The following is a 26,906-nucleotide window of genomic DNA, read 5'->3' on the forward strand; positions in this document are numbered from 1 at the left end:
GCGAGGTCGTGCGGCGACCCAGCTCCCCAGGGCACGGGGTCCACGAGCGCCAGCGAGGAGAGGCCCGTGTCCCACCCGCGGCCCCGGATCCCGGAGGCCACCGTCGCTCGCCTCGCCGTCTACCTGCGGGTCCTCACCGGCCTCGCGGACGGCGGCCGCAGCAACGTCTCCTCGGGTGAGCTGGCCTCCGCGGCCGGCGTGAACCCCGCCGGCCTGCGCAAGGACCTCTCCCACCTCGGCCCCTGCGGGGTCCGTGGCGTCGGCTACGAGGTGGCCACCCTGCGCGACCGCATCGCCCGGGTGCTGGGCGTGGAGCGCTCGCGCGCCTGCGTGCTGGTCGGCATCGGCAACCTCGGCGCCGCGCTGGCCGACTACGCCGGCTTCGGCAGCCGGGGCTTCCGGTTCGTCGGCCTGTTCGACGCCGACCCCGCCCGCGTGGGCCAGGCGGTCGGCGGGCAGCCGGTCCGCCCCATGGAGCAACTCGACGAGGTGGTCGCCGGCGCGGCGGTCACCATCGGGGTCATCGCGACACCGGCCGAGGTCGCCCAGTCGGTCTGTGACCGGCTGACCGCGGCCGGGGTGAGGAGCATCTTGAACTTCGCACCGGTGGCGCTGTCCGCGCCCGCGGGGGTCGACGTCCGTCAGGTCGACCTGTCCGTGGAGCTGCAGGTCCTCGCCTTCCTCGGTCAGCAGCGGGGGGCCACGTCCGTGGAGGTGCTGGCATGAGCCTGCTGGCGGTCGGCGTCAGCCACCAGAACGCGCCCGTCGCGCTGCTCGAGCAGTTCGCGATGGGCCCCGACGACACGGTCAAGGCGCTGCACGAGCTGGTCGGCACCGACCACGTCAGCGAGGCGATCGTGCTGGCCACGTGCAACCGCGTGGAGGTCTTCGCCGAGGTGGACCGCTTCCACGGCGGCGTCACCGAGGTCAGCCGCGTGCTGGCCCGGCAGGCCGGCGCGACGGTCGAGGAGCTCTCGCCGTACGTGACGGTGCACTACGAGGACCAGGCCGTCACGCACCTGTTCACCGTGGCCGCCGGGCTGGACTCGATGGTCGTCGGCGAGACCCAGGTCCTCGGCCAGCTGCGCAACGCCTACGCCCTCGCCCGCGAGCAGGGCACCGTCGGCCGGGCGCTGCACCCGGTGGCCCAGCGCGCGCTGCGGGTGGGCAAGCGGGTGCACTCCGAGACCGGCATCGACCGGGCCGGGGCCTCGCTGGTGTCGGTCTCCCTCGACCGCGCCGAGGACCGCATCGGCTCCCTCGAGGGCCGCTCGGTGCTGGTCGTCGGTGCCGGCTCGATGGGTGCGCTGGCCGCGACCACGCTGGCCCGCCGGGGTGCGGCGGTCACGGTCAGCAGCCGGACCCCCGAGCACGCCCAGCGGTTGGCCACCTCCGTCGAGGGCCGCGCCGCCGAGCTGTCCGCGCTGCCCGACGAGCTCGCCGCCGCCGACGTGCTGGTCACCTGCACGGGTGCGCGCGGGCTCGTGATCGTCACCGACGTCGTGGCCGCCGCGATGGCCGGCCGTCCCGACCGGCCGCTGGTCGTCATCGACCTCGCACTGCCCCGGGACGTCGACCCCGGTGTCGCGGCGCTGCCCGGCGTGCACGTGGTCGACCTCGCCCTCCTGCAGGGCGAACGGACGGCGGCCGGCGAGCACCCGGCCGGCCCGGTCGCCGCCGACGACGTCGCCGCGGCGCACGCCCTCATCGACGCCGAGACCGCGCTGCTGCGGGCCGAGCGGCAGGCCGCCGCCGTGGCACCCACGGTGTCCGCGCTGCGCAGCCAGGCGGCCGAGGTCGTCGACGCCGAGCTGCTGCGGCTGTCCACCCGGCTCCCGGACCTGGACGCCCGTGCCCGCGCCGAGGTGGCCCGGACGGTGCACCGGGTCGTGGACAAGCTGCTCCACGAGCCGACGGTGCGGGTCAAGGAGCTGGCCAGCGCCCCGGGCGGGGTCGACTACGCCGACGCGCTGCGCGCCCTGTTCGGCCTGGGCATCGACGCCGAGGTGGCCCCGGAGCGGACCAACCTGGCCGAGGCGGTCACCGTCGACCCCGAGGAGCTCGGGTCCGGGGGCCTCTCGTGACGACCACCACCGGCACCCTGCGGCTGGGCACGCGCGCCAGCCAGCTGGCCACCACCCAGTCCCAGCGCGTCGCCGACGCGATCACCGCGGCCAGCGGCGTCCCCGTCGAGCTGGTGCACATCAGCACCGAGGGCGACCGCTCCTCGGCGGCGATCGCTCAGCTCGGCGGCACGGGCGTGTTCGTCGCGGCGATCCGCCAGGCGCTGCTGGAGGGCACCGTCGACGTCGCCGTCCACAGCTTCAAGGACCTCCCCACGACGCCCGACCCGGGGCTGACCGTGGCCGCCGTCCCGCCCCGCGAGGACCCGCGCGACGCGCTGGTCGCGCGCAACGGGCTCACGCTCGGCGAGCTGCCGCCCGGCTCCCGGGTGGGCACCGGCGCCCCGCGCCGCGTCGCCCAGCTCCGGGCGCTCGGCCTCGGGCTCGAGGTCGTGCCGATCCGGGGCAACGTCGACACCCGGATGGCCCGCGTCGTGCCCGGTGACCTGGACGCCGTCGTGCTGGCCCGCGCGGGGCTCACCCGCCTGGGCCGGCTGGACGCGGTCACCGAGACCCTCGACCCGCTGCAGGTGCTCCCCGCCCCGGCGCAGGGCGCGCTGGCCGTGGAGTGCCGGGCCGACGACGTCCGCACGCGGGAGCTGCTCGGCGCCCTCGACGACGCCGCCACCCGGGCCTGCGTCGTCGCAGAGCGCACCACCCTGGCCGCGCTCGAGGCCGGCTGCAGCGCACCGGTCGCGGCCTACGCCGAGCTGGCCGAGGGGGAGGACGGCCCGGAGCTGTTCCTCCGCGCCTCGGTCACCGCGCTCGACGGCAGCGACGGCGTCCGCGGCTCGGTCACCGGCCCGCCGGCCGAGGCCGAGCGGCTCGGGCGCGAGCTCGCCGCCGACCTGATCGACCGGGGCGCCGCCGAGCTCATGGCGGCCTCCCGATGACCTCCACCCCGGCCGGGCAGCCCGCCCCGGCCTCCCCGACCCCCGCACACCAGCCCTCACGGGCCAGGAACAGGAGCACGCGATGACGCGCTTCCGCAAGCAGAACGGGACGGCCGGCAAGGTCGTCTTCGTCGGCGCCGGCCCGGGCGACCCCGGGATGCTCACCGCCCGGGCGACCGCGGCGCTGCGCGAGGCCACCACGGTCCTCGTCGACACCGCCGTCCCGGCGGCCATCCACGACGCCGTCCGCGAGGAGCGCCCCGAGCTGGAGCTGACCCCCGCGGTCGGCGAGCCGGCCGAGGTGGCCAAGGCCGCCGTGGCCGCGGCCAAGAACGGCGGCACGGTCGTCCGCCTGGTCGCCGGTGACCCCTTCACCGACGACGCCGTGGTCAAGGAGGTGCTGGCCGTCGGCCGCACCTCGGTCGGCTTCGACGTCGTGCCCGGCGTCGCCCCGGCCACCGCCGTGCCGGCGTTCGCCGGTGTCGCCCTCGGCGGCACCGCGCTGAGCGCCGACCTGCGCGGCGGCGAGGCCGACCTGGCGGCGCTGGCCGCCGCGGCCAAGAGCCTGGACGCGCCGCTGGTGCTGTCCGGCAACGCCGAGGAGCTCCCCGACGCCGCCGCGCGACTGGTCGAGGGCGGCCTGTCCGGCGCCACCCCCGTCGTGGTCACCACCGGCGGGTCGGGCACCGGGCAGAAGAGCGTGGTCGCCAAGCTCGCCGCGGTCGCCGAGAAGAACGCGGGGCTGGACGCCGTCACCGGCCCGGTCGTGGCCACCGTCGGCTCCGCCGTCGACAAGCGGGCCAAGCTCTCCTGGTGGGAGAGCCGGCCGCTGTTCGGCTGGCGGGTGCTGGTGCCGCGCACCAAGGACCAGGCCGGCGAGATGAGCGACCGGCTGCGGGCCTACGGTGCCGTCCCGGTCGAGGTGCCGACGATCGCCGTCGAGCCGCCCCGCAGCCCCGCGCAGATGGACCGCGCCATCAAGGGCCTGGTCACCGGCCGCTACGGCTGGATCGTGTTCACCTCGGTGAACGCGGTCAAGGCGGTGCGGGAGAAGTTCGCCGAGCTCGGCCTCGACGCCCGCGCCTTCGCCGGGGTCAAGGTCGCCTGCGTCGGCGAGCAGACCGCCGAGGCCGTCCGCGCCTTCGGCATCGTGCCGGAGCTGCTGCCCACCGGGCCGCAGTCCAGCGAGGGCCTGCTGGCCGACTTCCCCGAGTACGACGACGTCCTCGACCCGATCGACCGGGTGCTGCTGCCCCGCGCCGACATCGCGACCGAGACCCTCGCCGCCGGCCTCAAGGAGCGCGGCTGGGAGATCGACGACGTCACCGCCTACCGCACCGTCCGCGCCGCTCCGCCGGCCGCCTCGGTGCGCGAGGCGATCAAGGGCGGCGGCTTCGACGCGGTGTGCTTCACCTCGTCGAGCACGGTGCGCAACCTGGTCGGCATCGCCGGCAAGCCGCACGCCAAGACCGTCGTCGCGGTGATCGGCCCGCAGACGGCCGCGACCGCGCAGGAGTTCGGCCTGCGGGTCGACGTCCAGCCGGAGACCGCCGCCGTCGCGCCGCTGGTCGACGCCCTCGCCGAGTACGCCGAGTCCCTCCGCGAGGCCGACGACGGGGGCGACAGGTGACCGCCGGGTTCGCCCGCGGGCGCCGGCTGCGGTCGACCCCCGCGCTGCGGCGGCTGACCGCCCAGACACGGCTGGCCCCGGCGGACTTCGTGCTGCCGGTGTTCGTCAAGCAGGACATCGGCGAGCCGGTGCCGATCAGCTCGATGCCGGGCGTCGTCCAGCACACGCTGGACTCCCTGCGCAAGGCCGCCCACGAGGCGGCCGAGGCCGGCATCTCGGGGCTGATGCTCTTCGGCATCCCGTCGGAGAAGGACCCCGTCGGCTCGCAGGCCGACGCCGCCGACGGGATCGTCAACGTCGCGCTCCAGCAGCTGCGCGCCGACCTCGGTGACGAGCTGGTGCTCATGGCCGACCTGTGCCTGTGCGAGTACACCGACCACGGGCACTGCGGGGTGGTGACACCGGCCGGCGTCGTCGACAACGACCCGACCCTGGACCGCTACGCGGCGGTGGCGATCGCCCAGGCCCAGGCCGGCGCCCACCTGGTGGCCCCCAGCGGGATGATGGACGGGCAGGTCGCGGCGATCCGCGCCGGCCTGGACGGCGCCGCGTTCACCGAGGTGCCGATCCTGGCCTACGCCGCGAAGTACGCCTCGGGCTTCTACGGGCCCTTCCGGGAGGCCGCCGAGGGGGCGCCGCAGTTCGGTGACCGCTCGACCTACCAGATGGACCCGCCCAACGTGGACGAGGCGCTGCGCGAGGTCGCGCAGGACCTCGCCGAGGGCGCCGACGCGGTCATGGTCAAGCCCGCGCTGCCCTACCTGGACATCGTCGCCCGCGTCGCCGACTCCGTCGACGTCCCGGTCAGCGCCTACCAGGTCAGCGGTGAGTACGCGATGGTCGAGGCGGCCGCCGCCAACGGCTGGGTCGACCGGCAGCGGGCCGTCCTGGAGACGCTGACGGCCATCCGGCGGGCCGGTGCCGGCACCGTGCTGACCTACTGGGCAGTGGAAGCGGCGCGCTGGCTCCGGTGAACCACGTCGAGCCCGGGGGCTCCTGGCGGCCGTTCTGGCTGGTCGCCGGGGTCCTCGGGCTCCTCGCCGTCCTGGGTCCGGCGCTGCCCGGCCCGGGCGTGCCGCCGGTGGTGGCCGTGCTCGTGGCGCTCGCCGTCCTCGGCGTGGTGGCCGCCGGGGTCCTCTCCGCCCGCCGCGCCTGGACGCTGCGGGTGGACGACGAGGCGCTCACCGTCGGCCGTGAGCGGGTCCCGCTGGCCGACGTCGACGCCGCCCACCTGCGCGCGGTCGGCGCGGGGACGGCGGGGGTGGACGCCGGCGCCCCGGTGCTCGGCGGTGGCTGGTCGGTCCCGCGCGGGCGGGCCGGGCTGCCGCTGCGGCTCACCGACGGGCGCACCGTGCTCGTGCCCACCCGCGACCCGGCCGCGCTGACCACCGCACTGCTCGCCGCCGTCCCGGACACCCCGGACGGCTCCACAGGAACGAAGGGGACACTGGGGCCGTGACCTCGCTGGACTCCACGCCGTACGACTACGAGGCCCCCACGTCGGCCGGCCTGTTCGCCCGCGGGCAGCGGGTCACCCCCGGCGGGGTGAACAGCCCGGTGCGCGCCTTCCGCGCCGTCGGCGGCACGCCGCGGTTCATGGCGCAGGGCTCCGGGGCCTACCTCACCGACGCCGACGGACGCCGCTACGTCGACCTGGTCGCCTCCTGGGGCCCGCTGCTGCTCGGCCACGCGCACCCGGCGGTGGTGGAGGCGGTCACCGCCGCCGCCCGCCGGGGCCTGTCCTTCGGGGCGCCCACGGAGGGCGAGCTGGAGCTGGCCGAGGAGATCATCGCCCGCGTGGCGCCGGTCGAGCAGGTCCGGCTGGTCAACTCCGGCACCGAGGCGGTGCTCTCGGCGGTCCGGCTGGCCCGCGGCGTCACCGGCCGCCCGCTGGTGGTCAAGTTCGCCGGCTGCTACCACGGCCACGTCGACGCGCTGCTGGCCTCGGCCGGTTCCGGTGTGGCCACCCTCGGCCTGCCGGACACCCCGGGCGTCACCACCGGCGCGGCCGCCGACACCGTCGTCGTCCCCTACAACGACGTCGCCGCGGTCGAGGCGGTGTTCGCCGAGCGCGGGGACCGGATCGCCGCGGTCATCACCGAGGCCGCCGTCGGCAACATGGGCGTCGTCCCGCCGCTGGACGGGTTCAACGCCGAGCTGCGCCGCATCACCGCGGCGCACGGCGCGCTGCTGGTCGTCGACGAGGTCATGACCGGTTTCCGGGTGTCCCGGTCGGGCTGGTACGGCCTGGACCCGGTCGACGCCGACCTGTTCACCTTCGGCAAGGTCATGGGCGGCGGGCTGCCCGCCGCCGCGTTCGGCGGCCGCGCCGACCTCATGCAGCACCTGGCCCCGGCCGGCCCCGTCTACCAGGCGGGCACGCTGTCGGGGAACCCGGTGGCCGTCGCCGCGGGCCTGGCGACGCTGCGCCACTGCACGAGCGAGGTCTACGCCCGCTGCGACGAGGTGGCCGGGGTCCTGCGCGGGGCGGCCAGCGCCGCCCTGTTCTCCGCCGGTGTCCCGCACCGGGTGCAGCAGGCCGGCTCGATGTTCTCGGTCTTCTTCGTGCCCGACGGCCGGCAGGTCCGCGACTACGACGACGCCCGCTCGCAGGACGCCGCCCGCTACACCGCCTTCTTCCACGCCATGCTCGCCCGCGGGGTGTACCTGCCGCCGTCGGCGTTCGAGGCGTGGTTCGTCAACGCCGCCCTGGACGACGAGGCCGTCGAGCGGGTCCTCGAGGCGCTGCCGGCCGCCGCCCGCGCCGCCGCCGAGGTCGAGCTCGCCGCCGCACCGGCCGCCGAGGACCCCGCCGGGGTGAGCACCTGATGGCCGAGACCACCGTCGTCCACGTGCTGCGGCACGGCGAGGTGTCCAACCCCGAGAAGGTGCTCTACGGGCGGCTGCCCGGCTACCGGCTGTCGGAGACCGGCGAGGCCATGGCCCGGGCCGCGGCCGAGTGGTTCGACCAGCGCCGGCCGATCACCCACCTGGTGTCCAGCCCGCTGGAGCGCGCCCAGCAGACCGCCGCGCCGATCGCCGCGGCCCTCGACCTGCCGGTGGCCGTCGACGAGCGGCTGATCGAGGCGGGCAACGCCTTCGAGGGGCTGCGGGTCGGCGTCGGGGACGGCGCGCTGCGCCAGCCGCAGCACTGGTGGAAGCTGCGCAACCCGTTCCGGCCCTCCTGGGGCGAGCCGTACGTGGAGATCGCCGCCCGCATGCTCGCCGCGGTCGAGGCCGCCCGCGACGCCGCCCGCGGGTCGGCCGCGGTCTGCGTCAGCCACCAGCTGCCGATCTGGACGCTGCGGCTGCACCTGGAGGGACGCCGCTACGCCCACGACCCGCGGCGCCGGCAGTGCGGCCTGGCCAGCGTCACCTCGCTGACCTACGACGGCGACCGGTTCGTGGGGCTGTCCTACGCCGAGCCCGCCGGCGCCACCGACCCCGACGCGGTCCCCGGCGCATGAGGGGCCGGCTGCTCGGGGTCCTGGCCGGGGCGCTGCTCCTCGCCGGCTGCTCCACCGGCTCCTCCGCGGTCGACGTCAACAACGGCGGCCAGTTCCGCTTCGTCGCCGGCACCCCGGCCGGTGAGGTCATCCCCCCGGACGAGCGTGCCGCGGCCCCCGACTTCTCCGGCACCCTCCTCGGCGGCGGCGACTTCACCTCGGCCGAGCTGGCCGGGGAGATCGCCGTCCTCAACTTCTGGGGCTCGTGGTGCCCGCCCTGCCGGGTGGAGACGCCACAGTTCCAGGAGGTCTACGCCGACGTCCGCGACCAGGGCATCACGTTCCTCGGGCTGAACGTCAAGGAGACCAGCGAGCAGTTCGCGCAGGCGTTCGTCGACAGCGAGGGCATCGAGTTCCCCTCGCTGTACGACCCGCGCGGCGAGGTGGCGCTGGCGTTCCGGGACTACCCGGCCAACGCCATCCCGTCCACCATCGTGCTCGACCGCGACGGCCGGGTCGCCGCCGTCTACACCGGTGAGGTCGCCCAGGAGGACCTGCGCGCGGTCCTCGACCTGCTGCTGGCGGAGGAGGGCTGATGGGGGAGACCTTCAGCGGCCTGGTCACCGACGGCCCGCTGCTCGTCGCCGCCGCCGTCGCGGCCCTGGTGGGGCTGGTCAGCTTCGCCTCGCCGTGCGTCCTGCCGCTGGTGCCCGGCTACCTGTCCTACGTCACCGGCCTCGCCGGGGCCGGCGCCCGCACGACGGCGCCCGCGACCCCCGGGACCGGCTCGGGCGGGACGGCGACCGCGGTCCGCACCGACACCGACGACCGCTCCACCCGCGGCCGCATGGTGCTCGGGGCGCTGCTGTTCGTGCTCGGCTTCACCGCCGTCTTCGTCGCGTTCGGCGCGGCGTTCGGCGGGCTCGGCCGGCTGCTCCTGCAGCACGCCGACGTGCTCACCCGGGTCTTCGGGGTCGTCACCATCGTCATGGGGCTGGCCTTCCTCGGCTGGCTGCCGTTCCTCCAGCGCACCGCCCGCCTGTCGGCCCGCCCGGTCGCCGGGCTGGCCGGGGCACCGCTGTTGGGCATCGTCTTCGGCCTCGGTTGGACGCCGTGCCTCGGCCCGACCCTGGCCGCGGTCAACTCCCTCGCCTACGTCGAGGCGACCGCCGGCCGCGGCGCGTTCCTGGGCGTCGCCTACTGCCTCGGCCTCGGGGTGCCGTTCGTCCTGGTGGCCCTCGGCGCCCGCTGGGCGCTCGGCGCGACGTCGTTCCTGCGCCGGCACGCCCGCACCGTCACCCGCGTGGGCGGCGCGCTGCTGGTCGTCGTCGGCGTCCTGCTGGTCACCGGCGCGTGGACGGAGATGATGGGCTGGCTGCGCTCCTGGCTGGCGACCACGGGCTTCGGGGAGTCGGCCCTGTGAGCACCCAGGCCCCGCCGCGCCCCGACGCGGCGCCGCAGCCGCCCGCGCCCTCCCTCGGCTCCCGCGCCCTGGCCCTGTGGCTGCGCTGGTGGCGCCGGCTCACGGCCATGCGGACGGCGATCATCCTGCTGCTCCTGCTGGCGCTGGCCGCGATCCCCGGGTCGCTGCTGCCCCAGCGCTCGCTGAGCCAGAACAACGTCACCCAGTACTTCGCCGACCACCCCACGCTCGCCCCGTGGCTGGACCGGCTGTACCTGTTCGACGTCTTCAGCTCGCCGTGGTTCGCCGCGGTGTACCTGCTGCTGTTCATCTCGCTGATCGGCTGCGTCGTCCCGCGGCTGGCAGAACACGTCCGGGCGCTGCGCGCGGCCCCGCCACCCGCGCCGCGCCGGCTGCTGCGGCTGCCCGACTCCGCCGAGCTGACCACCCCGCTGCCCGGGGCGGCCGCCCTCGACGTGGTCGAGGAGGAGCTGCGGGTCGGCCGGTTCCGCGTCGTCCGACGGGAGACCGCGGCCGGGCCCGAGCTGTCGGCGGAGAAGGGCTTCTGGAAGGAGTCGGGGAACATCCTGTTCCACCTCTCCCTGGTCGCCCTGCTGCTCGGTCTGGCCGGCGGCAAGCTCTGGGGGTACGAGGGCAGCATCCTGGTCACCGAGGGCCAGGGGTTCTGCAACTCCTTCCAGCAGTACGACACCTACTCGGCCGGCCCGCTGGTGGAGGGCGCGGACCTCACCCCGCTGTGCGTGGACCTCGAGGACTTCCGCGCCGAGTACGAGGAGGACCTCACCGCCTCCTCGTACACCGCCGACATCACCTACGGCGCGCCCGGCGAGGACGGCCGGTCGGCCACGATCGGCGTCAACGACCCGCTGCGCGTCGACGGCGACCGGGTCTACGTGACCGGCCACGGCTACAGCCCGCGGTTCACCGTCACCCTCCCCGGCGGGCAGGTCTTCGAGGGCGTCTCGGCACCGTTCCTGCCCGCGGACCAGGCGACGATGTCCAGCCAGGGCGCGCTCAAGCTGCCCGACCTCGGCGCCGGCACCGACGACCAGCTGGCCCTCGAGGGCTTCTTCGCCCCCACCGGGGTGCTGCAGGGCGGCATCCTCACCTCGATCGACCCGCGGCCGCTGAACCCCGAGGTGGCGGTCATCGCCTACCGCGGCTACCTGGGCCTGGACTCCGGGCTGCCGCAGTCGGTGTACTCCCTGGACCAGAGCCAGATCGAGCGGGGCCGGCTCACCGAGGCCGGCCGGGCCAACCTCGCCGTCGGGGAGTCCCTGACCCTCGAGGACGGCACGGTCGTCACCTTCGACGGCTACGCCCAGTTCGCCGCGCTCCAGTTCTCCCACGACCCCGGGCAGGTGTGGGTGCTGGCCGCCGCCATCAGCCTGCTGCTCGGCCTGCTGGCCCTGCTGCTCCTGCGCCGGGAGCGCGTCTTCGCCCGCGTCGGCCCCGCCCCAGGTGGCGGCGGTACCGTGCTGACGGTCGGCTCGCTGACCCGGGGCGGCGGCGAGAGCGCCACCCGGTTCGCCGAGCTGACCGACCGGCTGACGACGGCGCTGGCCGCGCGGTCCCCCCAGCCCCCCGCCCCGTCGTCCGTCGGGGCCGCACCGGAACCGGAGGCTCCCCCGAGTGACCGTTGACCAGTCGCTGGCCGACCTGTCGGACACCCTGTTCTCGATCGCCGTCGCGCTGTACTCGGTCGCCGTCGTCGCGTTCTCCGCGCAGCTGGCCTTCGGCCGCCGTCCGGCCGCCCGGGAACTGGTCGGGGCGGGCGTCGGCGCTCCGGGGAGCCCCGACGCGCCGGTGCCCGCCGCCGCCCCGCGCGCCTCCCGCTGGGCGCAGGTGGGCCTGGGCGTCACCGGGCTCGGCGCCGTGGCGCACGCCGGCGTCCTGGTCACCCGCGGGCTGGCCACCGACCGGCTGCCCTGGGGCAACATGTACGAGTTCGCCACCGCCGTCGTCCTGGTGGGCGTGGTCGCGTTCCTCGTGCTGGCCGTGCGGATGCCCGCCGTCCGCGGCATCGGTGCCTTCGTGCTGGCGCCGGTGGTGCTCAGCCTCGTCGCGATCGGGCTGTTCCTGTACGCCGAGGCCGGTCCGCTGGTCGCCGCGCTGCGGTCCAGCTGGCTCGCCGTCCACGTCAGCACCGCGATCATCGGGTTCGGGGTCTTCTTCGTCAGCGGGATCGCCAGCGTCCTGTACCTGCTGCGCGTCCGGCACGACGCGCGCGGGGACGACGCCGGCACCTCGGTGCTGTCCCGGCTGCCCGGTGCGGCGACGCTGGACCGGGTCGCCCACCGCACCGCCGTCTTCGGCTTCCCGATCTGGACCTTCGCCGTCATCGCCGGGGCCATCTGGGCCGAGAGCGCGTGGGGCCGCTTCTGGGGCTGGGACCCCAAGGAGACCTGGGCCTTCATCGCCTGGGTCGTCTACGCCGGCTACCTGCACGCCCGGACGACGGCGGGCTGGCGCGGGCGCCCGGCGGCGTGGGTCAATGTCGTGGGCCTGGTCGTGATGATCTTCAACCTGCTCTACGTGAACATGGTGTCCACCGGCCTGCACAGCTACGCCGGCGTCAGCTGACCCTCCCGGCGGCCCCTCCGACCGGGGGACACGTTCACCGTTCCGGTGCCCGGCAGCGTGACGGCAGCCACCGCCGCGTGCTTCCATGCGCGCATGACGCTGAACTGGGCGGTCCGCCGTGGGTAGGCACTCGGCCGCCGACGGCGCCGCGGTCCACCCGGTCGTCGCCGCGGCGCTGGCCCGGCGACCGGCGGGGGCGCCGGCCGCGCGGCACGGTGCGCTGCGCGCCGACGCGACGGAGAGCGGGCTCGGCTGGCCGGGCGGGTCGACGACCCACGAGGGCCTGGGCTGGCCCGGCGGCATGACGGCGACCCCGGCCCGTCAGGCAGCGGCGGTCGAGGAGGCCGCGCGCCCGGCCCGCCCCCGCGGCTGGCGGCGCTTCTTCAGGGCCGCCTGAGGAAGGACCCCGTCCTCCCCGCCCGTCGCAGGCTCAGGGCGGGGCCGTTGCTCACGCGGGGGAGCCGTCGTCCCGCCGTGCGCGCCGCTCCAGCTCGCGCAGGAACTCCGGGTCGTCGTCGGGCGCCAGCGGAGGACCGCTGCGCGTCGGCCGCGGACGCCCCGCGGGCCGCACACCCCTCCCACCGGGGCCGCCCGCCGCCGTCGCGCGCATGACGAGCACCACCACGGCGACCACCAGAACCAGCACCACCAGGAACGCCATGGCGATCTCCCCCTCCACCGAGTCGAGCCCGAGTGCACTCCACAGTACGTGCGCGGCGATACTCGACCGCGGCACTGGAGCGCCACGGGAGGGGAGAGCACCATCGACGCCGTCGACCGGCAGCTGATCGACCTGCTCCGCGCCAACGGGCGGGCCAGCTACGCCGAGCTCGCCCGCCAGGTGGGGCTCTCCGCACCGGCCGTGCACGAGCGCGTCGGCAAGCTGGAGTCGGCCGGTGTCATCCTGGGCTACCGGGCGGTCGTCGACCCGGCGGCCGTGGGCCTCGACGTCACCGCGCTGATCAGCGTCATCGAGAGCGACGCCGTCGACGACACCGGCATCGAGGACGCGCTGCGCGCCATGCCGGAGGTCGAGGACTGCTGGCGGGTCGCCGGGGCCGAGGGCTACGTGCTCAAGGTCCGCGTGACCGACATCCCGGCACTGGAGTCCACCATCAGCGCGTTGAACAGGATCCGGGGCGTCGCACGCACCCGGACCACCGTCGTCCTGAGTACCAAGTGGGAGGGCCGCCATGGCCGAGAACGCTGAGCCGACGGTGCCGGGGGCGCCGACGGGCGGGCCGGCGGCGCCGCCGAGGATCGCCCCCTGGCTGGTCGTCTACACCGTCGGCCGGCTGGCCATCGCCGCCGCGCTGGTGCTGCTGCTGTGGTGGGTGGGCCTGGACTTCTGGTCCGGCGCGCTGTTCGGCCTGCTGCTGTCGATGCCGGTGTCCTACCTGCTGCTGCGCCCGTCGCGGGAGCGGCTCACCGAGGGGCTGGCCGCCCGCAGCCTCGCCCGCCAGCAGGCCAGGCGGGACCTCGACGCCCGCCTCGCCGGCGACGAGGCCTGAGCGGGGTCCCCGCAGCGGGGGTCAACCGCTGAGCGCGAGGCCGGCGCCCAGCAGGACGCCGGTGACCAGCGTGACCCGGCCGGTACCGCCCAGCGCGCCGATCAGCGCCGGCCCCCGTCCGCCGCTGAGGACGGTGCGCACCGGCGGCACGGCCAGCGGGACGGCGAGCAACCCGAGCAGCGCCCACGGCCGGACGACGCCGATGGCCGCCACGACGGCGAAGGCGACGACCGGCAGCGCCGCGAACGCCACGCGGGTCCCGCGCTCGCCCATGAGCACCGCCAGCGTGCGCTTGCCGACCGCGGCGTCGCCCTCGATGTCGCGCAGGTTGTTGACCACCAGCAGGGCGACGATCAGCAGGCCCGGGGGCACCGACGCGGCGACGGCCAGCGCGTCGACCGAGCGGGTCTGGGCGAACGTCGTCCCGACGACGGCGACCAGGCCGAAGAAGACGAAGACGAAGACCTCGCCCAGCGCCCGGTAGCCGTAGGGGAGCGGGCCCCCGGTGTAGGTCCAGGCCGCGACGATGCAGACCGCACCCACCGCGACCAGCCACCAGCTCGACAGCGCAGCGAGCGCCAGCCCGGCCACCCCGGCGACGGCGAAGGACAGCACCGCGGCGAGGAGCACCTGCCGCGGCGTGGCCGCACCGGAGCCGACCAGCCGCATGGGTCCGACCCGCACGGCGTCGGTGCCGCGGGTGCCGTCGGAGTAGTCGTTGGCGTAGTTGACCGCGACCTGCAGCGCGAGCGCGACGACCAGGGCCAGCAGCGCCGGGACCAACCGGAAGCCGTCGAGCGCCGCGGCCGCGCCGGTGCCCACGAACACCGGCGCGACGGCGGCGGGCAGCGTGCGCGGCCGGGCGCCGGCCAGCCACTGGGTGGGGGTGGCCATCAGGGCGCGCTCCCGGAGGCGATCGAGGCGGCCAGACCGCGGCGGTCGGGCTTGCCGGTGTGCAGGGTCGGGACGGCGGTGACGCGGTGCAGCTCCCGGGGGGCCGCCGGGGCGCCGAGCCGGTCGGCGACCCACGGCCGCAGCACGGCGAGGTCGGGCTCGGCGCCGGGCGCCGGGACGACGGCGGCCACCACCCGCTGCCCCCACTCGTCGTCGGGGCGGCCGAAGACCACCGCGTCGGCGACCGACGGGTGCTCGCGCAGCGCCGCCTCCACCGCGGCCGGGGCGACGTTCACCCCACCGGTGACGACCACGTCGTCCAGCCGGCCGGACACGGTGAGCCGCCCGGTGGCGTCGAGGCTGCCGGCGTCGCGGGTGCGGAACCAGCCGTCGGCGAACGCGGCGGCGGTGCCCCCGGGGTCCAGCCGGTAGCCGAGGGCGAGCACCGGCCCGGAGAGCTCGATCCCACCGTCGGTCACGCGGACCCGCACGTCGTCCAGCGGCTGCCCGTCGTACACGCAGCCGCCGGCGGTCTCGGTCATGCCGTAGGTGGTGACCACGGCGACGCCCGCGTCGCGGGCACGGGCGAGCAGCGCCGGGTCGGTGGCCGCGCCGCCGACGAGGACCGCGGCGAAGGCCCGCAGCGCGTCCGGTTCGGCGGCGAGGTACCGGCGCAGCTGGGTGGGCACCATGGAGGTGTGGCGCGGCCCGTCCGGCATGCGGGCGACCGCCGCGGCCAGCGGCTCACCCGGCGCGAGCACGGTCGGCTCCCGGCCGGCGAGCACCGACCGGCAGAGCACCTGCAGCCCGGCGATCGCCGACACCGGCAGGGCCAGCAGCCAGGCGCCCGGCCCGCCCAGCCGGCGCAGGGTCGCCTGGGCCGAGGCGCGCACCGCGGCCGCGGACAGCAGCACCCCGCGGCCGCCGCCGGTGGAGCCGGAGGTGACGACGACGAGGTCGGCGCCGGGCTCGAGGGGCTCCTGCGGCCGCAGCACCCGCTGGGCCGCCTGGACCGCGGCGGGCGGGCCGGCGGGCAGCACGGCCAGCGGGGCGGTGCCGTCGAGGGCGGCGCGCAGGTGCGGCACCAGCGCCAGGGGATCGGCGGGCGCGGGCACGAGGGTCAGGTGCCGGGCCACGGGTCCTGAGGCTACTGCGGCCCCGATCTAGGCTGGTCCGGTGACCGATGCACCCCAGCCGCCGCCCGGCGAGGTGCGGGTCTGGTCGGTGCCGATGCGCACCCGTTTCCGGGGGATCGACGTCCGTGACGGCGTGCTGGTGCACGGCCCGGCCGGGTGGGGGGAGTTCTCTCCGTTCTGGGACTACGACGTCGCGGAGAGCCGCCGCTGGTGGGCCGCGGCCGTGGAGGCCGCGGTCGACGGCTGGCCGCCGCCGGTGCGGTCCGCCGTGCCGGTCAACGTGACCGTCCCGGCGGTCGACGCCGAGCGGGCGCACGCGATCGTCACCGCGTCGGGGTGCCGCACCGCGAAGGTGAAGGTCGCCGAGCCCGGGCAGACGCCGGCCGACGACGAGGCCCGGGTCGAGGCGGTGCGCGACGCCCTGGGCCCGGCCGGCGCGATCCGCGTCGACGCCAACGCGGCCTGGGACGTCGACACCGCCGTGGCCCGCATCCGCGCCCTGGACCGCGTCGGTCTGGAGTACGTCGAGCAGCCGTGCGCCACGCGGGAGGAGCTGGCCGCGCTGCGCCGGCGGGTCGACGTCCCGGTCGCCGCCGACGAGGTGGTGCGCCGCTCGGCCGACCCGCTGCGGGTCGACCTGCGCGAGGTGTGCGACGTCGTCGTCCTCAAGGTGCAGCCGCTGGGGGGCGTGCGGGCCGCGCTGCGGGTGGCCGAGACGCACGGCCTGCCCTGCGTCGTCTCCTCGGCGCTGGAGTCCTCGGTCGGCATCGCCGCCGGCGTCGCGCTGGCCGCCGCGCTGCCGGAGCTGCCGTTCGCCTGCGGCCTGGCCACCGTCGCCCTGTTCGAAGGCGACGTCACCAGCGCGCCGCTGCTGCCGGTGGACGGCGTGCTGCCGGTCGTGCGACCCGAGCCCGACCGGCTGGCCGCCGTGCCCGCCGACCCTGCCACCGAGGCGCGCTGGCGCGACCGGCTGGCCGCGGTGGTGGCCGCGTGAACCCCTCCACCGCCTGCGCCCGGGTGCTCGTCGACGAGCTGGTCCGCGGTGGGGTCACCGACGCCGTCCTGGCCCCCGGTTCCCGCTCGGCGCCGCTCGCGCTGGCACTGGTCGAGGCCGAACGCTCCGGCCGGCTGACCCTGCACGTGCGGATCGACGAGCGGACGGCGTCCTTCCTCGCCCTGGGCCTGGCCAAGGCGTCGGGGCGGCCGGTGCCGGTGCTCACCACGTCCGGGACGGCGACGGCGCACCTGCACGCCGCCGTCCTCGAGGCCGACGCCGCCGGGGTCCCGCTGCTGGCGCTGACCGCCGACCGCCCGCCGGAGCTGCGCGACACCGGCGCCAACCAGACGATCGCCCAGCCGGGGCTGTACGGCCGGGCGGTGCGGGCCGCGGTCGACGTCGGCGTGCCGGAGACCGGGCGGGAGGCGGCGCAGAACCGGTACTGGCGCTCGCTGGTGGCCAAGGCCCTGCTGACGGCCCGCGGCACACTGTCGGGCGACCCCGGCCCGGTGCACCTCAACCTGCCCTTCCGCGAGCCGCTGCTGCCCGACGGCGCCGTCGCCGAGCTGACCGGCCCGTGGGCCGGGCGGCCGGGCGGGGCGCCGTGGACGGCCGCGACCGCGCCGTCCCCCGCCCCGGTGGGGGACGCCGGCCCGGCGCGGACGCTGGTCGTCGTCGGTGACGCGCCCCCGGCGCTGGGCCGGGCCGCCGCCGCGCTCGCGACCGCGCAGGACTGGCCGGTGGTCGCCGAGCCGTCCAGCGGCGCGTGGGCGGCGTCGGTGCGGGGCGGTGCGCTGCTGCTGGGTGCGCCGGAGTGGCTGGCCGCGCACCGCCCGGACCGGGTGCTGGTCGTGGGCCGGCCGACGCTGTCGCGGCCGGTGTCGGCGCTGCTGGCCGATCCCGGCGTCCGGGTCGAGACCGTCGCCGCCGCTCCGCGCTGGGCCGACGCCGGGCGGTCGACCGCCGCCGTCGGCGCGCTGCCGGCCGGCGGAGCACCGGGCGACGCCGCGTGGCGGGGGCGGTGGGCGGCCGCGGCCGCGCGGGTCGGGACGGCGGTCGACGCGCTGCTGGACGCCGCCGAGGGGTTGACCGCGGCCCGGCTGGCCCGTGACCTGGTCGCCGGCCTGCCCGACGGCGCGCTGCTGGTGCTGGGCTCCTCCACCCCGGTGCGCGACGTCGACCGGCTCGCCGTGCCCCGGGCGGGGGTGACCGTGCTGGCCAACCGCGGCGTCGCCGGCATCGACGGCACGGTGTCCACCGCCGTGGGCGCCGCGCTCGTGCACCAGCGGGCCGGCAGCGGCCCCGCCGTCGCGCTGCTGGGTGACCTGACGTTCCTGCACGACCTGCAGGGGCTGCTGGGCGGGGAGGGGGAGCCACAGCCGGACCTCACCCTGGTCGTGCCCGACAACGACGGCGGCGGCATCTTCGCCCAGCTGGAGCCGGGGCAGCCGCAGTACGAGGCCGGCTACCGGCGGGTGTTCGGCACCCCGCACGGGCGGGACCTCGTCGCCGTGGCCGCGGCGCTGGGCTGGCCCGCCGTCCGGGTCGAGCGCCCCGACGACCTCGCCGCCGCGGTGGCCGCCGGCGGGCCGCGGGTGGTCGTCGTCCGCACCGGGCAACGGGCGGAGGCCGACCTCGCCCGGCGGTTGCGTGCCGCCGCGACCGAGGCACTGGCCGGGCTCTGACGGCCGCGCCCACCACCGTCGACGAGTACCCGGCCGGGCTGCCCGCGGGGGCCGAGGACGCGATGCACCTCCCGCACCGCGACCCGCTGCCCCTGGACCTCGTGGTGCGGGTCGTGGCGGTGCTGGCGGGTCGTGGCGGGCGCTGGACGGTGGCCTCCGGTGGGCCGGCGGAGCACGCTGGGAGCCTCATCCCACCGTGCTGGAGGAGCCTGCGATGGTGAGTCCCGAGCCCGAGACCGGCCGCGAGTTCTGGCGGGACATCAAGCCGATCGAGAACGTCTTCCGCAAGGACGCCGCACCCGAGATCTTCCTGCCCGACACCCTCGACGACGACGAGCGGTACTTCATCCCGCTGTCGGACACCGTCGGCTCACGGCCGCTGTGGATCTCGCTGACCCAGAACCGGTGGGCCGACGTCCTCTGGGCGCGGGAGGCCGGGCTGGTGAACCGGCACTACCACCCGCACCAGGTCTTCGGGTACACGCTGTCGGGGCGGTGGAGCTACCTCGAGCACGACTGGGTGGCCACCAAGGGCACCTTCGTCTACGAGACCCCGGGTGAGGCGCACACGCTGGTGGCCCACGAGTCCGACGAGCCGATGCGGGTGCACTTCAACGTGACCGGCCCGCTGATCTGGCTCGACGAGGACGGCCAGCCCAACGGCACGTTCGACGCCTACGACTACCTCGAGCTCGCCCGCGAGCACTACGAGCGCGTCGGCCTGGGCGCCGCGGCGGTGGAGCGGCTGCTGCGCTAGCTCTCCAGCGCCGTCTGGAACGCGGCGAACTTGGCCTGGGTCTCGGCGAGCTCCGCGGCCGGGTCGGAGCCCGCGACGATCCCGCAGCCGGCGAACAACCGTGCCGTGGCCGGGTCGTCGTCGCACAGCTGGGCGCAGCGCAGCGCGAGGCCGAACTCGCCGTCGCCCCGGGCGTCGAGCCAGCCGACCGGGCCGGCGTAGCGGCCGCGGTCCATCCCCTCGAGCTCGGCGATCAGCCCCGCGGCGGCGGGGGTGGGCGTGCCGCAGACCGCGGCGGTGGGGTGCACCGCGCCGACGAGCTCCAGCAGCCCGGCCCGGCCGCGGGCCCCGCCGCGCGCCTGGACGCCGGTGACGTCGGTGGCCAGGTGGCGCACGTTGGCCAGCGTCAGCAGCTCCGGCTCCGCGGGCGCGGTGAGGGTGGCGCAGTAGGGCTCGAGGGCGCGCACCAGCGAGTCGACGGCGAGGGCGTGCTCGGCGCGGTCCTTGGCCGAGCCGAGCAGCGCCGCGGCCAGCCGGTCGTCGTCGGCGCCGGCCCCGCGCGGTGCGGTGCCGGCCAGCACGCGGGAGGAGAGCGTCCGGCCGGTGCGGCGCAGCAGCAGCTCCGGGGTCGCCCCGAGCAGCCCGTCGACGGCGAAGGTCCAGCAGTCGGGGAACCGGGCCGCCAGCCGGGCCAGCAGCGACCGCGGGTCGAGCGGGGCGTCCGCGGTGACCAGCAGGTCGCGGGCGAGCACCACCTTCTCCAGGTCGCCGGCGGCGATGCGCCCGACGGCCGCCTCGACCGTCGCGCACCACGACGCAGGGTCCAGCGCGCCGTCGGCGTAGCGCAGCCGGCCCAGCGGGGCGGGGACCGCGGCCGGGGCCGGGGCCAGCACGTCGGCGGGGTCGACGTCGCCGACGGTGGTCGTCCACGCCACGCCGTCGCGCCGGCCGACGACCACCTCGGGGACGACGAACACCGACGTCCCGGCGGCCGGGTCGAAGGCGATGCCGGCGAAGAGGACCGGCCCGGAGCCGGGGACGCCGATCGGGTCGTCGACGGCGAGGCCGGCGCTGAACCCGGCCCACCAGTCGGCCGCCTCGGCGAGCGCGGTGGGCCCGGAGACCTCCAGCCGCGCGGCCTCGCCCCAGCCGACCAGGCCCTCGCCGCGGCGCACCCAGGACAGCGCGCCGGTGGCGGGGAGGAGGTCCAGCAGGGCCGGGACGTCGGCCAGGGGCGTCGTGGTGACGAGAGGGGTGACGGCGTCCCGGGAGGTCACGGCGGCCGCTGTCACGGCTCCAGCGTAGGCAGCCCGGTAGCGTCGCCGCCGTGGGAGACCGGCGAGAGAGCGCACACACCGCGGGGTCGCGGGCCGGTCTGGACAAGCAGCCGGCCGACGTCGCGGCCATGTTCGACCGGGTCGCCCGGCGCTACGACCTCACCAACACGGTGCTCTCCGGTGGTCTGGACGCCTCCTGGCGGCGGGCCACCCGCGAGGCCCTCGGTGCGCGCCCGGGGCAGACGGTGCTCGACGTCGCGGCCGGGACGGCGGTGTCCACGGTGGAGCTGGCCGCCGGCGGCGTCCGCGCGATCGCCTGCGACTTCTCCCAGGGCATGCTGCGGGCCGGGGCGAGCCGCCCGGTGCCCAAGGTGGCCGGCGACGCGATGGCCCTGCCGCTGGCCGACCAGAGCGTCGACGGCGTGGTCATCTCCTTCGGCCTGCGCAACGTCGCCGACCCCGACGCCGCGCTGCGCGAGTTCTCCCGCGTGACCCGGCCCGGCGGCAGCTTGGTGGTCTGCGAGTTCTCCAGCCCCACCTGGGCGCCGTTCCGCACCGTCTACACCGAGTACCTGATGCGGGCGCTGCCGCGGATCGCCCGGGCGGTGAGCAGCAACCCCGACGCCTACGTCTACCTGGCCGAGTCCATCCGGGCCTGGCCCGACCAGCCCGCGCTGGCCGCGCGGCTGCAGGCGGCGGGCTGGGCCGACGTCGGCTGGCGGGACCTCACCGGCGGCGTCGTCGCGCTGCACCGCGGCCGCAAGCCCCGCGCCTGAGGCATCACACCGCACCCCGGGTCCCTCGGGCCCCGCTGCAGGGGCCCGCCGCGACCGGCGAGCGGTGGCGGGCACCGATGCGGAACCGTGACGTGCGTCTCCCGGAAGGGTGACTTGTCAGCAAGGTCACACCCAGGCCTAGAGTGGGGACGACGGACTTTGTGAAGCAATTCACAAAGTCTCCCACGCTCCAGGGGAGGGGGCCACGGTGGACGAGCACGACCGGCGGGCCGACGTGGTCGTCGTCGGTGCCGGTCCGGCCGGCTCCTCGGCGGCGTGGCACCTCGCCCGCGCCGGGCGGGACGTCGTCGTGCTCGAGAAGTCCCCCTTCCCCCGGGAGAAGGTCTGCGGTGACGGGCTCACCCCGCGCGGGGTGAAGGCGCTGACCGACATGGGCGTGGACACCACCGGGTGGGTCCGGCACCGGGGGCTGCGGGTCACCGGCGGCGGGCAGGTGGTCGAGGTCGACTGGCCGGTGCTGGACCGCTGGCCCTCCCACAGCCTGGTGCGCAACCGCCGCGACCTCGACGCGCAGCTGGCCGCGCACGCCGCGGACGCCGGCGCCCGCGTCGTCCACGAGGGGACCGTCACCGCGCCGCTGCTCGACGACGCCGGCCGGGTCGTCGGCGTGCACGCCGAGCAGGGGCCGGACCGCGAGCCGGTGACCTGGCGGGCGCCGCTGGTCGTCTCCGCCGAGGGGCTGTCCGGGCGGCTCGGCAAGGCCCTCGGCCTCGTCCGCCGGGAGGACCGGCCGCTCGGGGTCGCCGTCCGCCGGTACGTCCGCTCGCCGCGCACCTCCGACGAGTACCTCGACATCTCCTTCGACCTCTCGCCCTCCGGGCCCAGCCCGGACTCGATGCCCGGCTACGGCTGGGTCTTCGGGATGGGCGACGGCACCAGCAACGTCGGCTTCGGGCTGCTCGACCGCCGCCGCGGCACGGGTGCCGAGCCGCGGGCGGTGCTGCGCGAGTGGCTGGCCACGCTCCCGCCCGAGTGGCGGCTCGGCGAGGAGCACGCGGCCACCCCGCTGCGCGGCGCCGGCCTGCCCATGGCGCTGCACCGGCGGCCCGCCTACACCCGGGGGCTGCTGCTGGCCGGCGACGCCGCGGGCACCGTCAACCCGTTCAACGGCGAGGGCATCAGCTACGCGCTGGAGACCGGTGCGATGGCCGCGGAGGCGGCGGTCGAGGGCCTGGCCCGCGCGCCTGGTCCGGCCCGCGAGGAGGCGCTGCGCCGGTACCCGGCCCGGCTGGCCGAGGAGTACGGCCGTCACCACCGGCTGGGCATGGCCTTCCTCGCACTGCTCGACCGGCCGGGGCTCGTCCGCTTCGCCACCGCGCACGGCCTCAAGCGGCCGGCGATGGTCGACGCGGCGCTGCGGCTGATGGGCAACCTCTCCGACGGCCGGGACGGCGACCGCTTCGACCGCGTCGTCGCCGTCCTCACCCGACTGGCGCCGGCGGTCTGACCGATGGTTCCCCTCACGCCCCGCCGCCATGTCGACACGCTGTGTCCACGATCACCCGTTGCCACGACCGTGATCTCCATCACCGTAGGGTGCCGCTGATGCTCTCGACCTACGTCCCGATCGTCGGGCTGTTCGCGCTGGCCGCGGCGTTCGCGCTGTTCTCGGTCACGGTCGCGCCGTTCGTCGGGCCCCGCCGCTACAACCGGGCCAAGCTCGCCGCCTACGAGTGCGGCATCGAGCCGGTCGACCAGCCGCTCACCGGTGGGCGGTTCCCGGTCAAGTACTACCTGGTGGCGATGTTGTTCATCGTCTTCGACATCGAGATCGTCTTCCTCTACCCCTGGGCGGTGGCCAACGACGCGCTCGGCGTCTTCGGGCTGGTCGAGATGGTCGTGTTCATCGGCACCGTCTTCATCGCGTACGCCTACGTCTGGCGCCGCGGCGGGCTGGACTGGGACTGACAGGAGCGCACCCATGGGACTCGAGGAGAAGCTGCCGAGCGGCGTCCTGCTGACCACGGTCGAGAAGCTGGTCAACTGGACCCGCAAGTCCTCGCTGTGGCCGGCGACCTTCGGGCTGGCCTGCTGCGCGATCGAGATGATGGCCACCGGCGCCGGCCGCTACGACCTGGCCCGCTTCGGCATGGAGGTCTTCCGCGCCTCCCCGCGGCAGGCGGACCTGATGATCGTGGCCGGGCGGGTGAGCCAGAAGATGGCGCCGGTCCTGCGTCAGATCTACGACCAGATGCCCGAGCCGCGGTGGGTGCTGGCGATGGGCGTGTGCGCCAGCTCCGGCGGGATGTTCAACAACTACGCGATCGTCCAGGGCGTCGACCACGTCGTGCCCGTGGACATGTACCTGCCCGGCTGCCCGCCGCGGCCGGAGATGCTCACCGACGCCATCCTCAAGCTGCACTACAAGATCATGAACGAGCCGCTCGGCCCGAAGCGGGCGCGCGAGCTGGAGCGTGCGCAGCAGGAGGGCCGGGCGGAGGACCTCCTGGTCGAGATGCCGTCGACGGTGCGGGTGGACAAGGCGGCGCGGGAGGCCTACGAGCGCGCCGCCGCCGAGCGGCGCACCGGCCAGTTCGCGATCGAGCAGCGGGGCGGGAACGCCGTCCTGCTGCCCGAGCCGTACGTGCGGAGCCGGTCGTGAGCGCCGTGGACCCGACCGGCGGGCGCGCAGCGCGGGGAGCGCCGGCGACCGAGGCGCGGGACGAGCCGGGAGTGGCGCAGTGAGCAACGACGGCGGGGTGCCGGAGCTCCCCGGCCGCCAGGAGGCCGGGCCCGAGGAGAGCACCGCGCCCAGCGGCGGCTTCCGCAAGGGTGCGTTCGGGGTCTCCGGGAGTGGCGACACCTCCGGCTTCGGCGGGCTGGTCCGGGTCGAGCCCGGGGGCGCGGTCGCGCTGCACTCGACCGACCGGCCCTACGGCGGGTACTTCGACGAGGTCACCGACGCGCTGATCGAGGCGGTCGGGCAGGCGACCTACGACGCGGCGGTGCAGCGAGTGCTGGTCGACCGCGGCGAGATCACCTACTTCGTCGCCCGGGAGCACCTGCTCACGCTCGTGCAGGCCCTGCGCGACGACGAGGCGCTGCGCTTCGAGCTGTGCAGCAGCGTGTCGGGGGTCGACTACCTCGACAGCGGCGGCCCGGCGGTCACCCCCGGTCGTCCCCGGCTGCACGTCGTCCTGCACCTGACGTCGATGACCTACCGCCGGCGCATCCGGCTGGAGGTCGCCGTCCCCGCGGAGGACCCGCACGTCCCGTCGGTCACCGGGGTCTACCCGACGGCGGACTGGCACGAGCGCGAGACGTGGGACATGTTCGGCGTCGTCTTCGACGGCCACCCGGCACTCACCCGGATCCTCATGCCCGACGACTGGGACGGCCACCCCCAGCGCAAGGACTACCCGCTCGGCGGGGTCCCGGTCGAGTACCACGACGCCACCATCCCGCCGCCGGACACCCGCCGGAGCTACCGATGACGAGCACGTACAACGCCAGTGACCCCTACGCCGGCTCCCGGGAGACCACCGAGGGCCGCGTCTACACCGTCACCGGCGGCGACTGGGACCAGACCCTCGGCACCGAGGCGTACGGCGAGGAACGGCTCGTCGTCAACATGGGCCCGCAGCACCCGAGCACCCACGGCGTGCTCCGCCTGGTGCTGGACCTCGAGGGCGAGACGGTGACCAAGGCGCGGGTGGTCATCGGCTACCTGCACACCGGCATCGAGAAGAACACCGAGTACCGCAACTGGGTGCAGGGCACGACGTTCGTGACGCGGATGGACTACCTGTCCCCGCTGTTCAACGAGGCCGGCTACTGCATGGCCGTCGAGAAGCTGCTGGGCATCGAGGTGCCGCAGCGGGCGCAGACCATCCGGGTCCTGGTGATGGAGCTCAACCGGATCGCCTCGCACCTGGTCGCGCTGGCCACCTTCGGCATGGAGATGGGCGCCCTCACCGGCATGACCAACGGCTTCCGCGAGCGGGAGCTGGTCCTGGACCTGCTGGAGGAGATCACCGGGCTGCGGATGAACCACGCCTACATCCGCCCCGGCGGGCTGGCCCAGGACCTCCCCGACGGCGTGGTCGAGCACATCCGCGAGTTCCTCGACGTCATGCCGGCGCGGGTGGCCGACTTCCACAAGCTGCTCACCGGCCAGCCGATCTGGCAGGCGCGGCTCAAGGACGCCGGCTACCTCGACGTCACCGGCTGCGTCGCGCTCGGCGTCACCGGCCCGGTGCTGCGTGCCGCCGGCCTGCCGTGGGACCTGCGGAAGGTCGAGCCGTACCTGGGCTACGAGACCTACGACTTCGAGGTCCCGACCGCCGACACCTGCGACGCCTGGGGCCGCTACCTGGTCCGCATGGCGGAGGTGAACGAGTCGCTGAAGATCGTCGAGCAGGCGCTCGACCGGCTGGAGCCGGGGCCGGTGATGGTGCAGGACAAGAAGATCGCCTGGCCCGCGCAGCTGTCCCTCGGCCCCGACGGCATGGGGAACTCCCTGGAGCACGTCCAGCACATCATGGGCCAGTCGATGGAGGCCCTGATCCACCACTTCAAGCTGGTCACCGAGGGCTTCCGCGTGCCGGCCGGCCAGGTCTACGTGCCGATCGAGTCCCCGCGCGGCGAGCTGGGCTACCACGTGGTCAGCGACGGCGGCACCCGGCCGTGGCGGGTCCACGTCCGCGACCCCAGTTTCGTGAACCTGCAGGCGACGGCCGCGATGAGCGAGGGCGGCATGATCGCCGACGTCATCGCCGCGATCGCCTCGCTCGACCCGGTCATGGGCGGAGTGGATCGCTGATGAGTGCTCTTCCTGGCAGCGCCGAGGGGACGGCGGTCACGGGGCTGGACTCCAGTGCCGTCGAGCCCGCGCCCGCCGACCTGCCGCCGCTGACCGAGCAGACCCGGCTCGAGGCGCGGGAGATCATCGCCCGCTACCCGCAGCCGCGGTCGGCGCTGCTGCCGATGCTGCACCTGGTGCAGAGCTACCAGGGGTACGTCTCACCCGAGGGCGTGGCGCTGTGCGCCGAGGAGCTGGGCCTCACCAAGGCCGAGGTCGGCGCGGTCGCGACCTTCTACACGATGTACAAGCGCCGTCCCACCGGCCGGCACCTGGTCAGCGTCTGCACCAACACCCTGTGCGCCGTCCTCGGCGGGCAGCGGATCTTCGACGCGCTCGCGGCCGACCTCGGCGTCCACCACGACGAGACCGCGCGCGACGGCTCGATCACCCTCGAGCACGCCGAGTGTCTGGCCGCCTGCGACTACGCGCCGGTGGTCACCGTCGACTACGAGTTCTACGACCAGCAGGACGTCGAGAGCGCCCGCGCCCTGGTGGCGGCGCTGCGGCGCGGGGACAAGCCGCAGCCGACCCGCGGTGCCCCGCTCACCGACTTCCGCGGGATCTCCCGCCAGCTGGCCGGCTTCGACCAGTACGGCGACGAGGCCGCCCGGCGGGCCGCCGTCGACGCCGAGGGTGCGATCGAGCCGACGCTGGCGGGGCTGCGGCTGGCAGCCGAGCGCGGCGAGTCGGCCCCGCCCATGCCCGCTCCGGAGCGGCCGACGGCCGACACCGGCGAGCCGGCCGAGACCGTGCGCCCCTCCGGCCGGACGGGGGAGACGCCGGGGGAGGAGGCGGCCGACGCCCGGGTCGCCGCCGCCGACACCCCCGCCGAGCGGGCCGGCGCCGCGCAGGCCCACCCCGACAAGGGGGCCGAGTACGGGCAGCCGCGGGGTCGGCAGCGGGCCGGAACCGAGAACCCGCCCGCCGCCGAACCGGCCACCGGCACGAACCCCACGAACGGGAAGGCGTGA

29 protein-coding genes are annotated in these 26,906 nt (G+C 76.0%); 25 read left to right on the forward strand and 4 right to left on the reverse strand.

Annotation, left to right across the window (positions count from 1 at the left end; all coding sequences use genetic code 11):
- The first annotated feature begins 66 nt into the window (after positions 1-66).
- The 13 genes from ACI79E_RS05335 (at position 67) to ACI79E_RS05395 (ending at position 12,495) form a co-directional block, all read left to right on the forward strand.
- On the forward strand, positions 67-726 hold the full coding sequence (locus tag ACI79E_RS05335; protein ID WP_456931507.1) for a redox-sensing transcriptional repressor Rex: 660 nt from the start codon (positions 67-69) through the stop codon (positions 724-726).
- A complete protein-coding gene (locus ACI79E_RS05340; RefSeq protein ID WP_456931508.1) occupies positions 723-2,084 on the forward strand; it encodes a glutamyl-tRNA reductase in 1,362 nt (453 codons plus the stop codon). The genes ACI79E_RS05335 and ACI79E_RS05340 overlap by 4 nt, the downstream gene beginning before the upstream one ends.
- A complete protein-coding gene (hemC, locus tag ACI79E_RS05345; RefSeq protein WP_456931509.1) occupies positions 2,081-3,016 on the forward strand; it encodes a hydroxymethylbilane synthase in 936 nt (311 codons plus the stop codon). The genes ACI79E_RS05340 and hemC overlap by 4 nt, the downstream gene beginning before the upstream one ends.
- 82 nt (positions 3,017-3,098) lie before the next feature.
- Positions 3,099-4,646: a uroporphyrinogen-III synthase gene (locus ACI79E_RS05350; RefSeq protein ID WP_456931510.1), complete on the forward strand. Its 1,548-nt coding sequence runs from the start codon at positions 3,099-3,101 to the stop codon at positions 4,644-4,646.
- Positions 4,643-5,620, forward strand: coding sequence for a porphobilinogen synthase (gene hemB / locus ACI79E_RS05355; RefSeq protein WP_456931511.1), 978 nt, complete (start codon positions 4,643-4,645; stop codon positions 5,618-5,620). The genes ACI79E_RS05350 and hemB overlap by 4 nt, the downstream gene beginning before the upstream one ends.
- Positions 5,617-6,105 (forward strand): hypothetical protein, encoded by a 489-nt coding sequence (locus tag ACI79E_RS05360; protein ID WP_456931512.1) that lies wholly within the window; start codon positions 5,617-5,619, stop codon positions 6,103-6,105. The genes hemB and ACI79E_RS05360 overlap by 4 nt, the downstream gene beginning before the upstream one ends.
- Entirely contained in the window at positions 6,102-7,475 is a 1,374-nt protein-coding gene (hemL, locus tag ACI79E_RS05365; protein ID WP_456931513.1) for a glutamate-1-semialdehyde 2,1-aminomutase, read from the forward strand. Before ACI79E_RS05360 ends, hemL begins: the two co-directional genes overlap by 4 nt.
- Positions 7,475-8,113: a histidine phosphatase family protein gene (locus ACI79E_RS05370; RefSeq protein WP_456931514.1), complete on the forward strand. Its 639-nt coding sequence runs from the start codon at positions 7,475-7,477 to the stop codon at positions 8,111-8,113. The genes hemL and ACI79E_RS05370 overlap by 1 nt, the downstream gene beginning before the upstream one ends.
- Positions 8,110-8,688 (forward strand): TlpA family protein disulfide reductase, encoded by a 579-nt coding sequence (locus ACI79E_RS05375; RefSeq protein WP_456931515.1) that lies wholly within the window; start codon positions 8,110-8,112, stop codon positions 8,686-8,688. Before ACI79E_RS05370 ends, ACI79E_RS05375 begins: the two co-directional genes overlap by 4 nt.
- Positions 8,688-9,515, forward strand: a complete 828-nt coding sequence (locus ACI79E_RS05380; RefSeq protein ID WP_456931516.1) for a cytochrome c biogenesis CcdA family protein — start codon at positions 8,688-8,690, stop codon at positions 9,513-9,515. Before ACI79E_RS05375 ends, ACI79E_RS05380 begins: the two co-directional genes overlap by 1 nt.
- Complete coding sequence (gene resB, locus ACI79E_RS05385; protein WP_456931517.1) at positions 9,512-11,158, forward strand: cytochrome c biogenesis protein ResB; 1,647 nt, start codon at positions 9,512-9,514, stop codon at positions 11,156-11,158. The genes ACI79E_RS05380 and resB overlap by 4 nt, the downstream gene beginning before the upstream one ends.
- Positions 11,148-12,098 (forward strand): c-type cytochrome biogenesis protein CcsB, encoded by a 951-nt coding sequence (ccsB, locus tag ACI79E_RS05390; RefSeq protein WP_456931518.1) that lies wholly within the window; start codon positions 11,148-11,150, stop codon positions 12,096-12,098. The genes resB and ccsB overlap by 11 nt, the downstream gene beginning before the upstream one ends.
- A 118-nt stretch (positions 12,099-12,216) precedes the next feature.
- Positions 12,217-12,495: a hypothetical protein gene (locus tag ACI79E_RS05395; protein ID WP_456931519.1), complete on the forward strand. Its 279-nt coding sequence runs from the start codon at positions 12,217-12,219 to the stop codon at positions 12,493-12,495.
- 51 nt (positions 12,496-12,546) lie between these two features.
- Here ACI79E_RS05395 and ACI79E_RS05400 read toward each other — a convergent pair whose 3' ends face one another.
- Complete coding sequence (locus ACI79E_RS05400; protein WP_456931520.1) at positions 12,547-12,759, reverse strand: hypothetical protein; 213 nt, start codon at positions 12,757-12,759, stop codon at positions 12,547-12,549.
- Between the two features lie 48 nt (positions 12,760-12,807).
- Between ACI79E_RS05400 and ACI79E_RS05405 the strand changes: the two genes are divergently transcribed.
- Both ACI79E_RS05405 and ACI79E_RS05410 read left to right on the forward strand, forming a co-directional pair.
- Positions 12,808-13,308: an Lrp/AsnC family transcriptional regulator gene (locus ACI79E_RS05405; RefSeq protein ID WP_456931521.1), complete on the forward strand. Its 501-nt coding sequence runs from the start codon at positions 12,808-12,810 to the stop codon at positions 13,306-13,308.
- Positions 13,292-13,609, forward strand: coding sequence for a DUF4229 domain-containing protein (locus tag ACI79E_RS05410; protein ID WP_456931522.1), 318 nt, complete (start codon positions 13,292-13,294; stop codon positions 13,607-13,609). The genes ACI79E_RS05405 and ACI79E_RS05410 overlap by 17 nt, the downstream gene beginning before the upstream one ends.
- 21 nt (positions 13,610-13,630) lie before the next feature.
- Here the strand turns inward: ACI79E_RS05410 and ACI79E_RS05415 are convergent, their stop codons facing one another.
- The gene (locus ACI79E_RS05415; RefSeq protein ID WP_456931523.1) at positions 13,631-14,503 is read right to left on the reverse strand and encodes a 1,4-dihydroxy-2-naphthoate polyprenyltransferase; all 873 of its coding nucleotides are present in this window, start codon (positions 14,501-14,503) and stop codon (positions 13,631-13,633) included.
- Complete coding sequence (menE, locus tag ACI79E_RS05420) at positions 14,503-15,639, reverse strand: o-succinylbenzoate--CoA ligase (RefSeq protein WP_456931524.1); 1,137 nt, start codon at positions 15,637-15,639, stop codon at positions 14,503-14,505. The genes ACI79E_RS05415 and menE overlap by 1 nt, the downstream gene beginning before the upstream one ends.
- Positions 15,640-15,679: 40 nt before the next feature.
- Between menE and ACI79E_RS05425 the strand changes: the two genes are divergently transcribed.
- The 3 genes from ACI79E_RS05425 to ACI79E_RS05435 all read left to right on the forward strand — a co-directional run bounded on the left by ACI79E_RS05425 (position 15,680) and on the right by ACI79E_RS05435 (position 19,078).
- A complete protein-coding gene (locus tag ACI79E_RS05425; protein ID WP_456931525.1) occupies positions 15,680-16,633 on the forward strand; it encodes an o-succinylbenzoate synthase in 954 nt (317 codons plus the stop codon).
- Positions 16,630-18,321 carry a 2-succinyl-5-enolpyruvyl-6-hydroxy-3-cyclohexene-1-carboxylic-acid synthase gene (gene menD / locus ACI79E_RS05430; RefSeq protein ID WP_456931526.1) on the forward strand — a complete coding sequence of 564 codons (1,692 nt, stop codon included), beginning with the start codon at positions 16,630-16,632 and terminating at the stop codon, positions 18,319-18,321. The genes ACI79E_RS05425 and menD overlap by 4 nt, the downstream gene beginning before the upstream one ends.
- Before the next feature lie 214 nt (positions 18,322-18,535).
- Entirely contained in the window at positions 18,536-19,078 is a 543-nt protein-coding gene (locus ACI79E_RS05435; RefSeq protein WP_456931527.1) for a 2,4'-dihydroxyacetophenone dioxygenase family protein, read from the forward strand.
- Here the strand turns inward: ACI79E_RS05435 and ACI79E_RS05440 are convergent.
- Positions 19,075-20,349, reverse strand: a complete 1,275-nt coding sequence (locus tag ACI79E_RS05440) for an isochorismate synthase (RefSeq protein WP_456931528.1) — start codon at positions 20,347-20,349, stop codon at positions 19,075-19,077. The two genes, ACI79E_RS05435 and ACI79E_RS05440, sit on opposite strands and share 4 nt — an antisense overlap.
- A gap of 35 nt (positions 20,350-20,384) precedes the next feature.
- Between ACI79E_RS05440 and ACI79E_RS05445 the strand changes: the two genes are divergently transcribed.
- The 7 genes from ACI79E_RS05445 to nuoE all read left to right on the forward strand — a co-directional run bounded on the left by ACI79E_RS05445 (position 20,385) and on the right by nuoE (position 26,906).
- Positions 20,385-21,110: a demethylmenaquinone methyltransferase gene (locus ACI79E_RS05445; protein WP_456931529.1), complete on the forward strand. Its 726-nt coding sequence runs from the start codon at positions 20,385-20,387 to the stop codon at positions 21,108-21,110.
- Between the two features lie 208 nt (positions 21,111-21,318).
- Positions 21,319-22,578 carry a geranylgeranyl reductase family protein gene (locus tag ACI79E_RS05450; protein ID WP_456931530.1) on the forward strand — a complete coding sequence of 420 codons (1,260 nt, stop codon included), beginning with the start codon at positions 21,319-21,321 and terminating at the stop codon, positions 22,576-22,578.
- A 98-nt stretch (positions 22,579-22,676) separates the two neighbouring features.
- Positions 22,677-23,039, forward strand: coding sequence for an NADH-quinone oxidoreductase subunit A (locus tag ACI79E_RS05455; RefSeq protein ID WP_456922892.1), 363 nt, complete (start codon positions 22,677-22,679; stop codon positions 23,037-23,039).
- Between the two features lie 13 nt (positions 23,040-23,052).
- Positions 23,053-23,733, forward strand: a complete 681-nt coding sequence (locus ACI79E_RS05460) for a NuoB/complex I 20 kDa subunit family protein (protein WP_456931531.1) — start codon at positions 23,053-23,055, stop codon at positions 23,731-23,733.
- 79 nt (positions 23,734-23,812) lie between these two features.
- Positions 23,813-24,565, forward strand: a complete 753-nt coding sequence (locus ACI79E_RS05465; protein ID WP_456931532.1) for an NADH-quinone oxidoreductase subunit C — start codon at positions 23,813-23,815, stop codon at positions 24,563-24,565.
- Positions 24,562-25,893 carry an NADH-quinone oxidoreductase subunit D gene (locus ACI79E_RS05470; protein WP_456931533.1) on the forward strand — a complete coding sequence of 444 codons (1,332 nt, stop codon included), beginning with the start codon at positions 24,562-24,564 and terminating at the stop codon, positions 25,891-25,893. Before ACI79E_RS05465 ends, ACI79E_RS05470 begins: the two co-directional genes overlap by 4 nt.
- Positions 25,893-26,906 (forward strand): NADH-quinone oxidoreductase subunit NuoE, encoded by a 1,014-nt coding sequence (nuoE, locus tag ACI79E_RS05475; RefSeq protein WP_456931534.1) that lies wholly within the window; start codon positions 25,893-25,895, stop codon positions 26,904-26,906. The genes ACI79E_RS05470 and nuoE overlap by 1 nt, the downstream gene beginning before the upstream one ends.

It is taken from the genome of Geodermatophilus sp. SYSU D00079 (assembly GCF_054050635.1).

Coding starts and splice junctions, on each gene's coding strand:
- ACI79E_RS05455 (WP_456922892.1), top strand. CDS start 22,677: ATGCTCTCGACCTACGTCCCGATCGTCGGGCTGTTCGCGCTGGCCGCG.
- ACI79E_RS05375 (WP_456931515.1), top strand. CDS start 8,110: ATGAGGGGCCGGCTGCTCGGGGTCCTGGCCGGGGCGCTGCTCCTCGCC.
- ACI79E_RS05435 (WP_456931527.1), top strand. CDS start 18,536: ATGGTGAGTCCCGAGCCCGAGACCGGCCGCGAGTTCTGGCGGGACATC.
- ACI79E_RS05380 (WP_456931516.1), top strand. CDS start 8,688: ATGGGGGAGACCTTCAGCGGCCTGGTCACCGACGGCCCGCTGCTCGTC.
- ACI79E_RS05460 (WP_456931531.1), top strand. CDS start 23,053: ATGGGACTCGAGGAGAAGCTGCCGAGCGGCGTCCTGCTGACCACGGTC.
- ACI79E_RS05470 (WP_456931533.1), top strand. CDS start 24,562: ATGACGAGCACGTACAACGCCAGTGACCCCTACGCCGGCTCCCGGGAG.
- ACI79E_RS05350 (WP_456931510.1), top strand. CDS start 3,099: ATGACGCGCTTCCGCAAGCAGAACGGGACGGCCGGCAAGGTCGTCTTC.
- nuoE (WP_456931534.1), top strand. CDS start 25,893: ATGAGTGCTCTTCCTGGCAGCGCCGAGGGGACGGCGGTCACGGGGCTG.
- ACI79E_RS05400 (WP_456931520.1), bottom strand. CDS start 12,759: ATGGCGTTCCTGGTGGTGCTGGTTCTGGTGGTCGCCGTGGTGGTGCTC.
- ACI79E_RS05415 (WP_456931523.1), bottom strand. CDS start 14,503: ATGGCCACCCCCACCCAGTGGCTGGCCGGCGCCCGGCCGCGCACGCTG.
- ACI79E_RS05410 (WP_456931522.1), top strand. CDS start 13,292: ATGGCCGAGAACGCTGAGCCGACGGTGCCGGGGGCGCCGACGGGCGGG.
- ACI79E_RS05340 (WP_456931508.1), top strand. CDS start 723: ATGAGCCTGCTGGCGGTCGGCGTCAGCCACCAGAACGCGCCCGTCGCG.
- ACI79E_RS05370 (WP_456931514.1), top strand. CDS start 7,475: ATGGCCGAGACCACCGTCGTCCACGTGCTGCGGCACGGCGAGGTGTCC.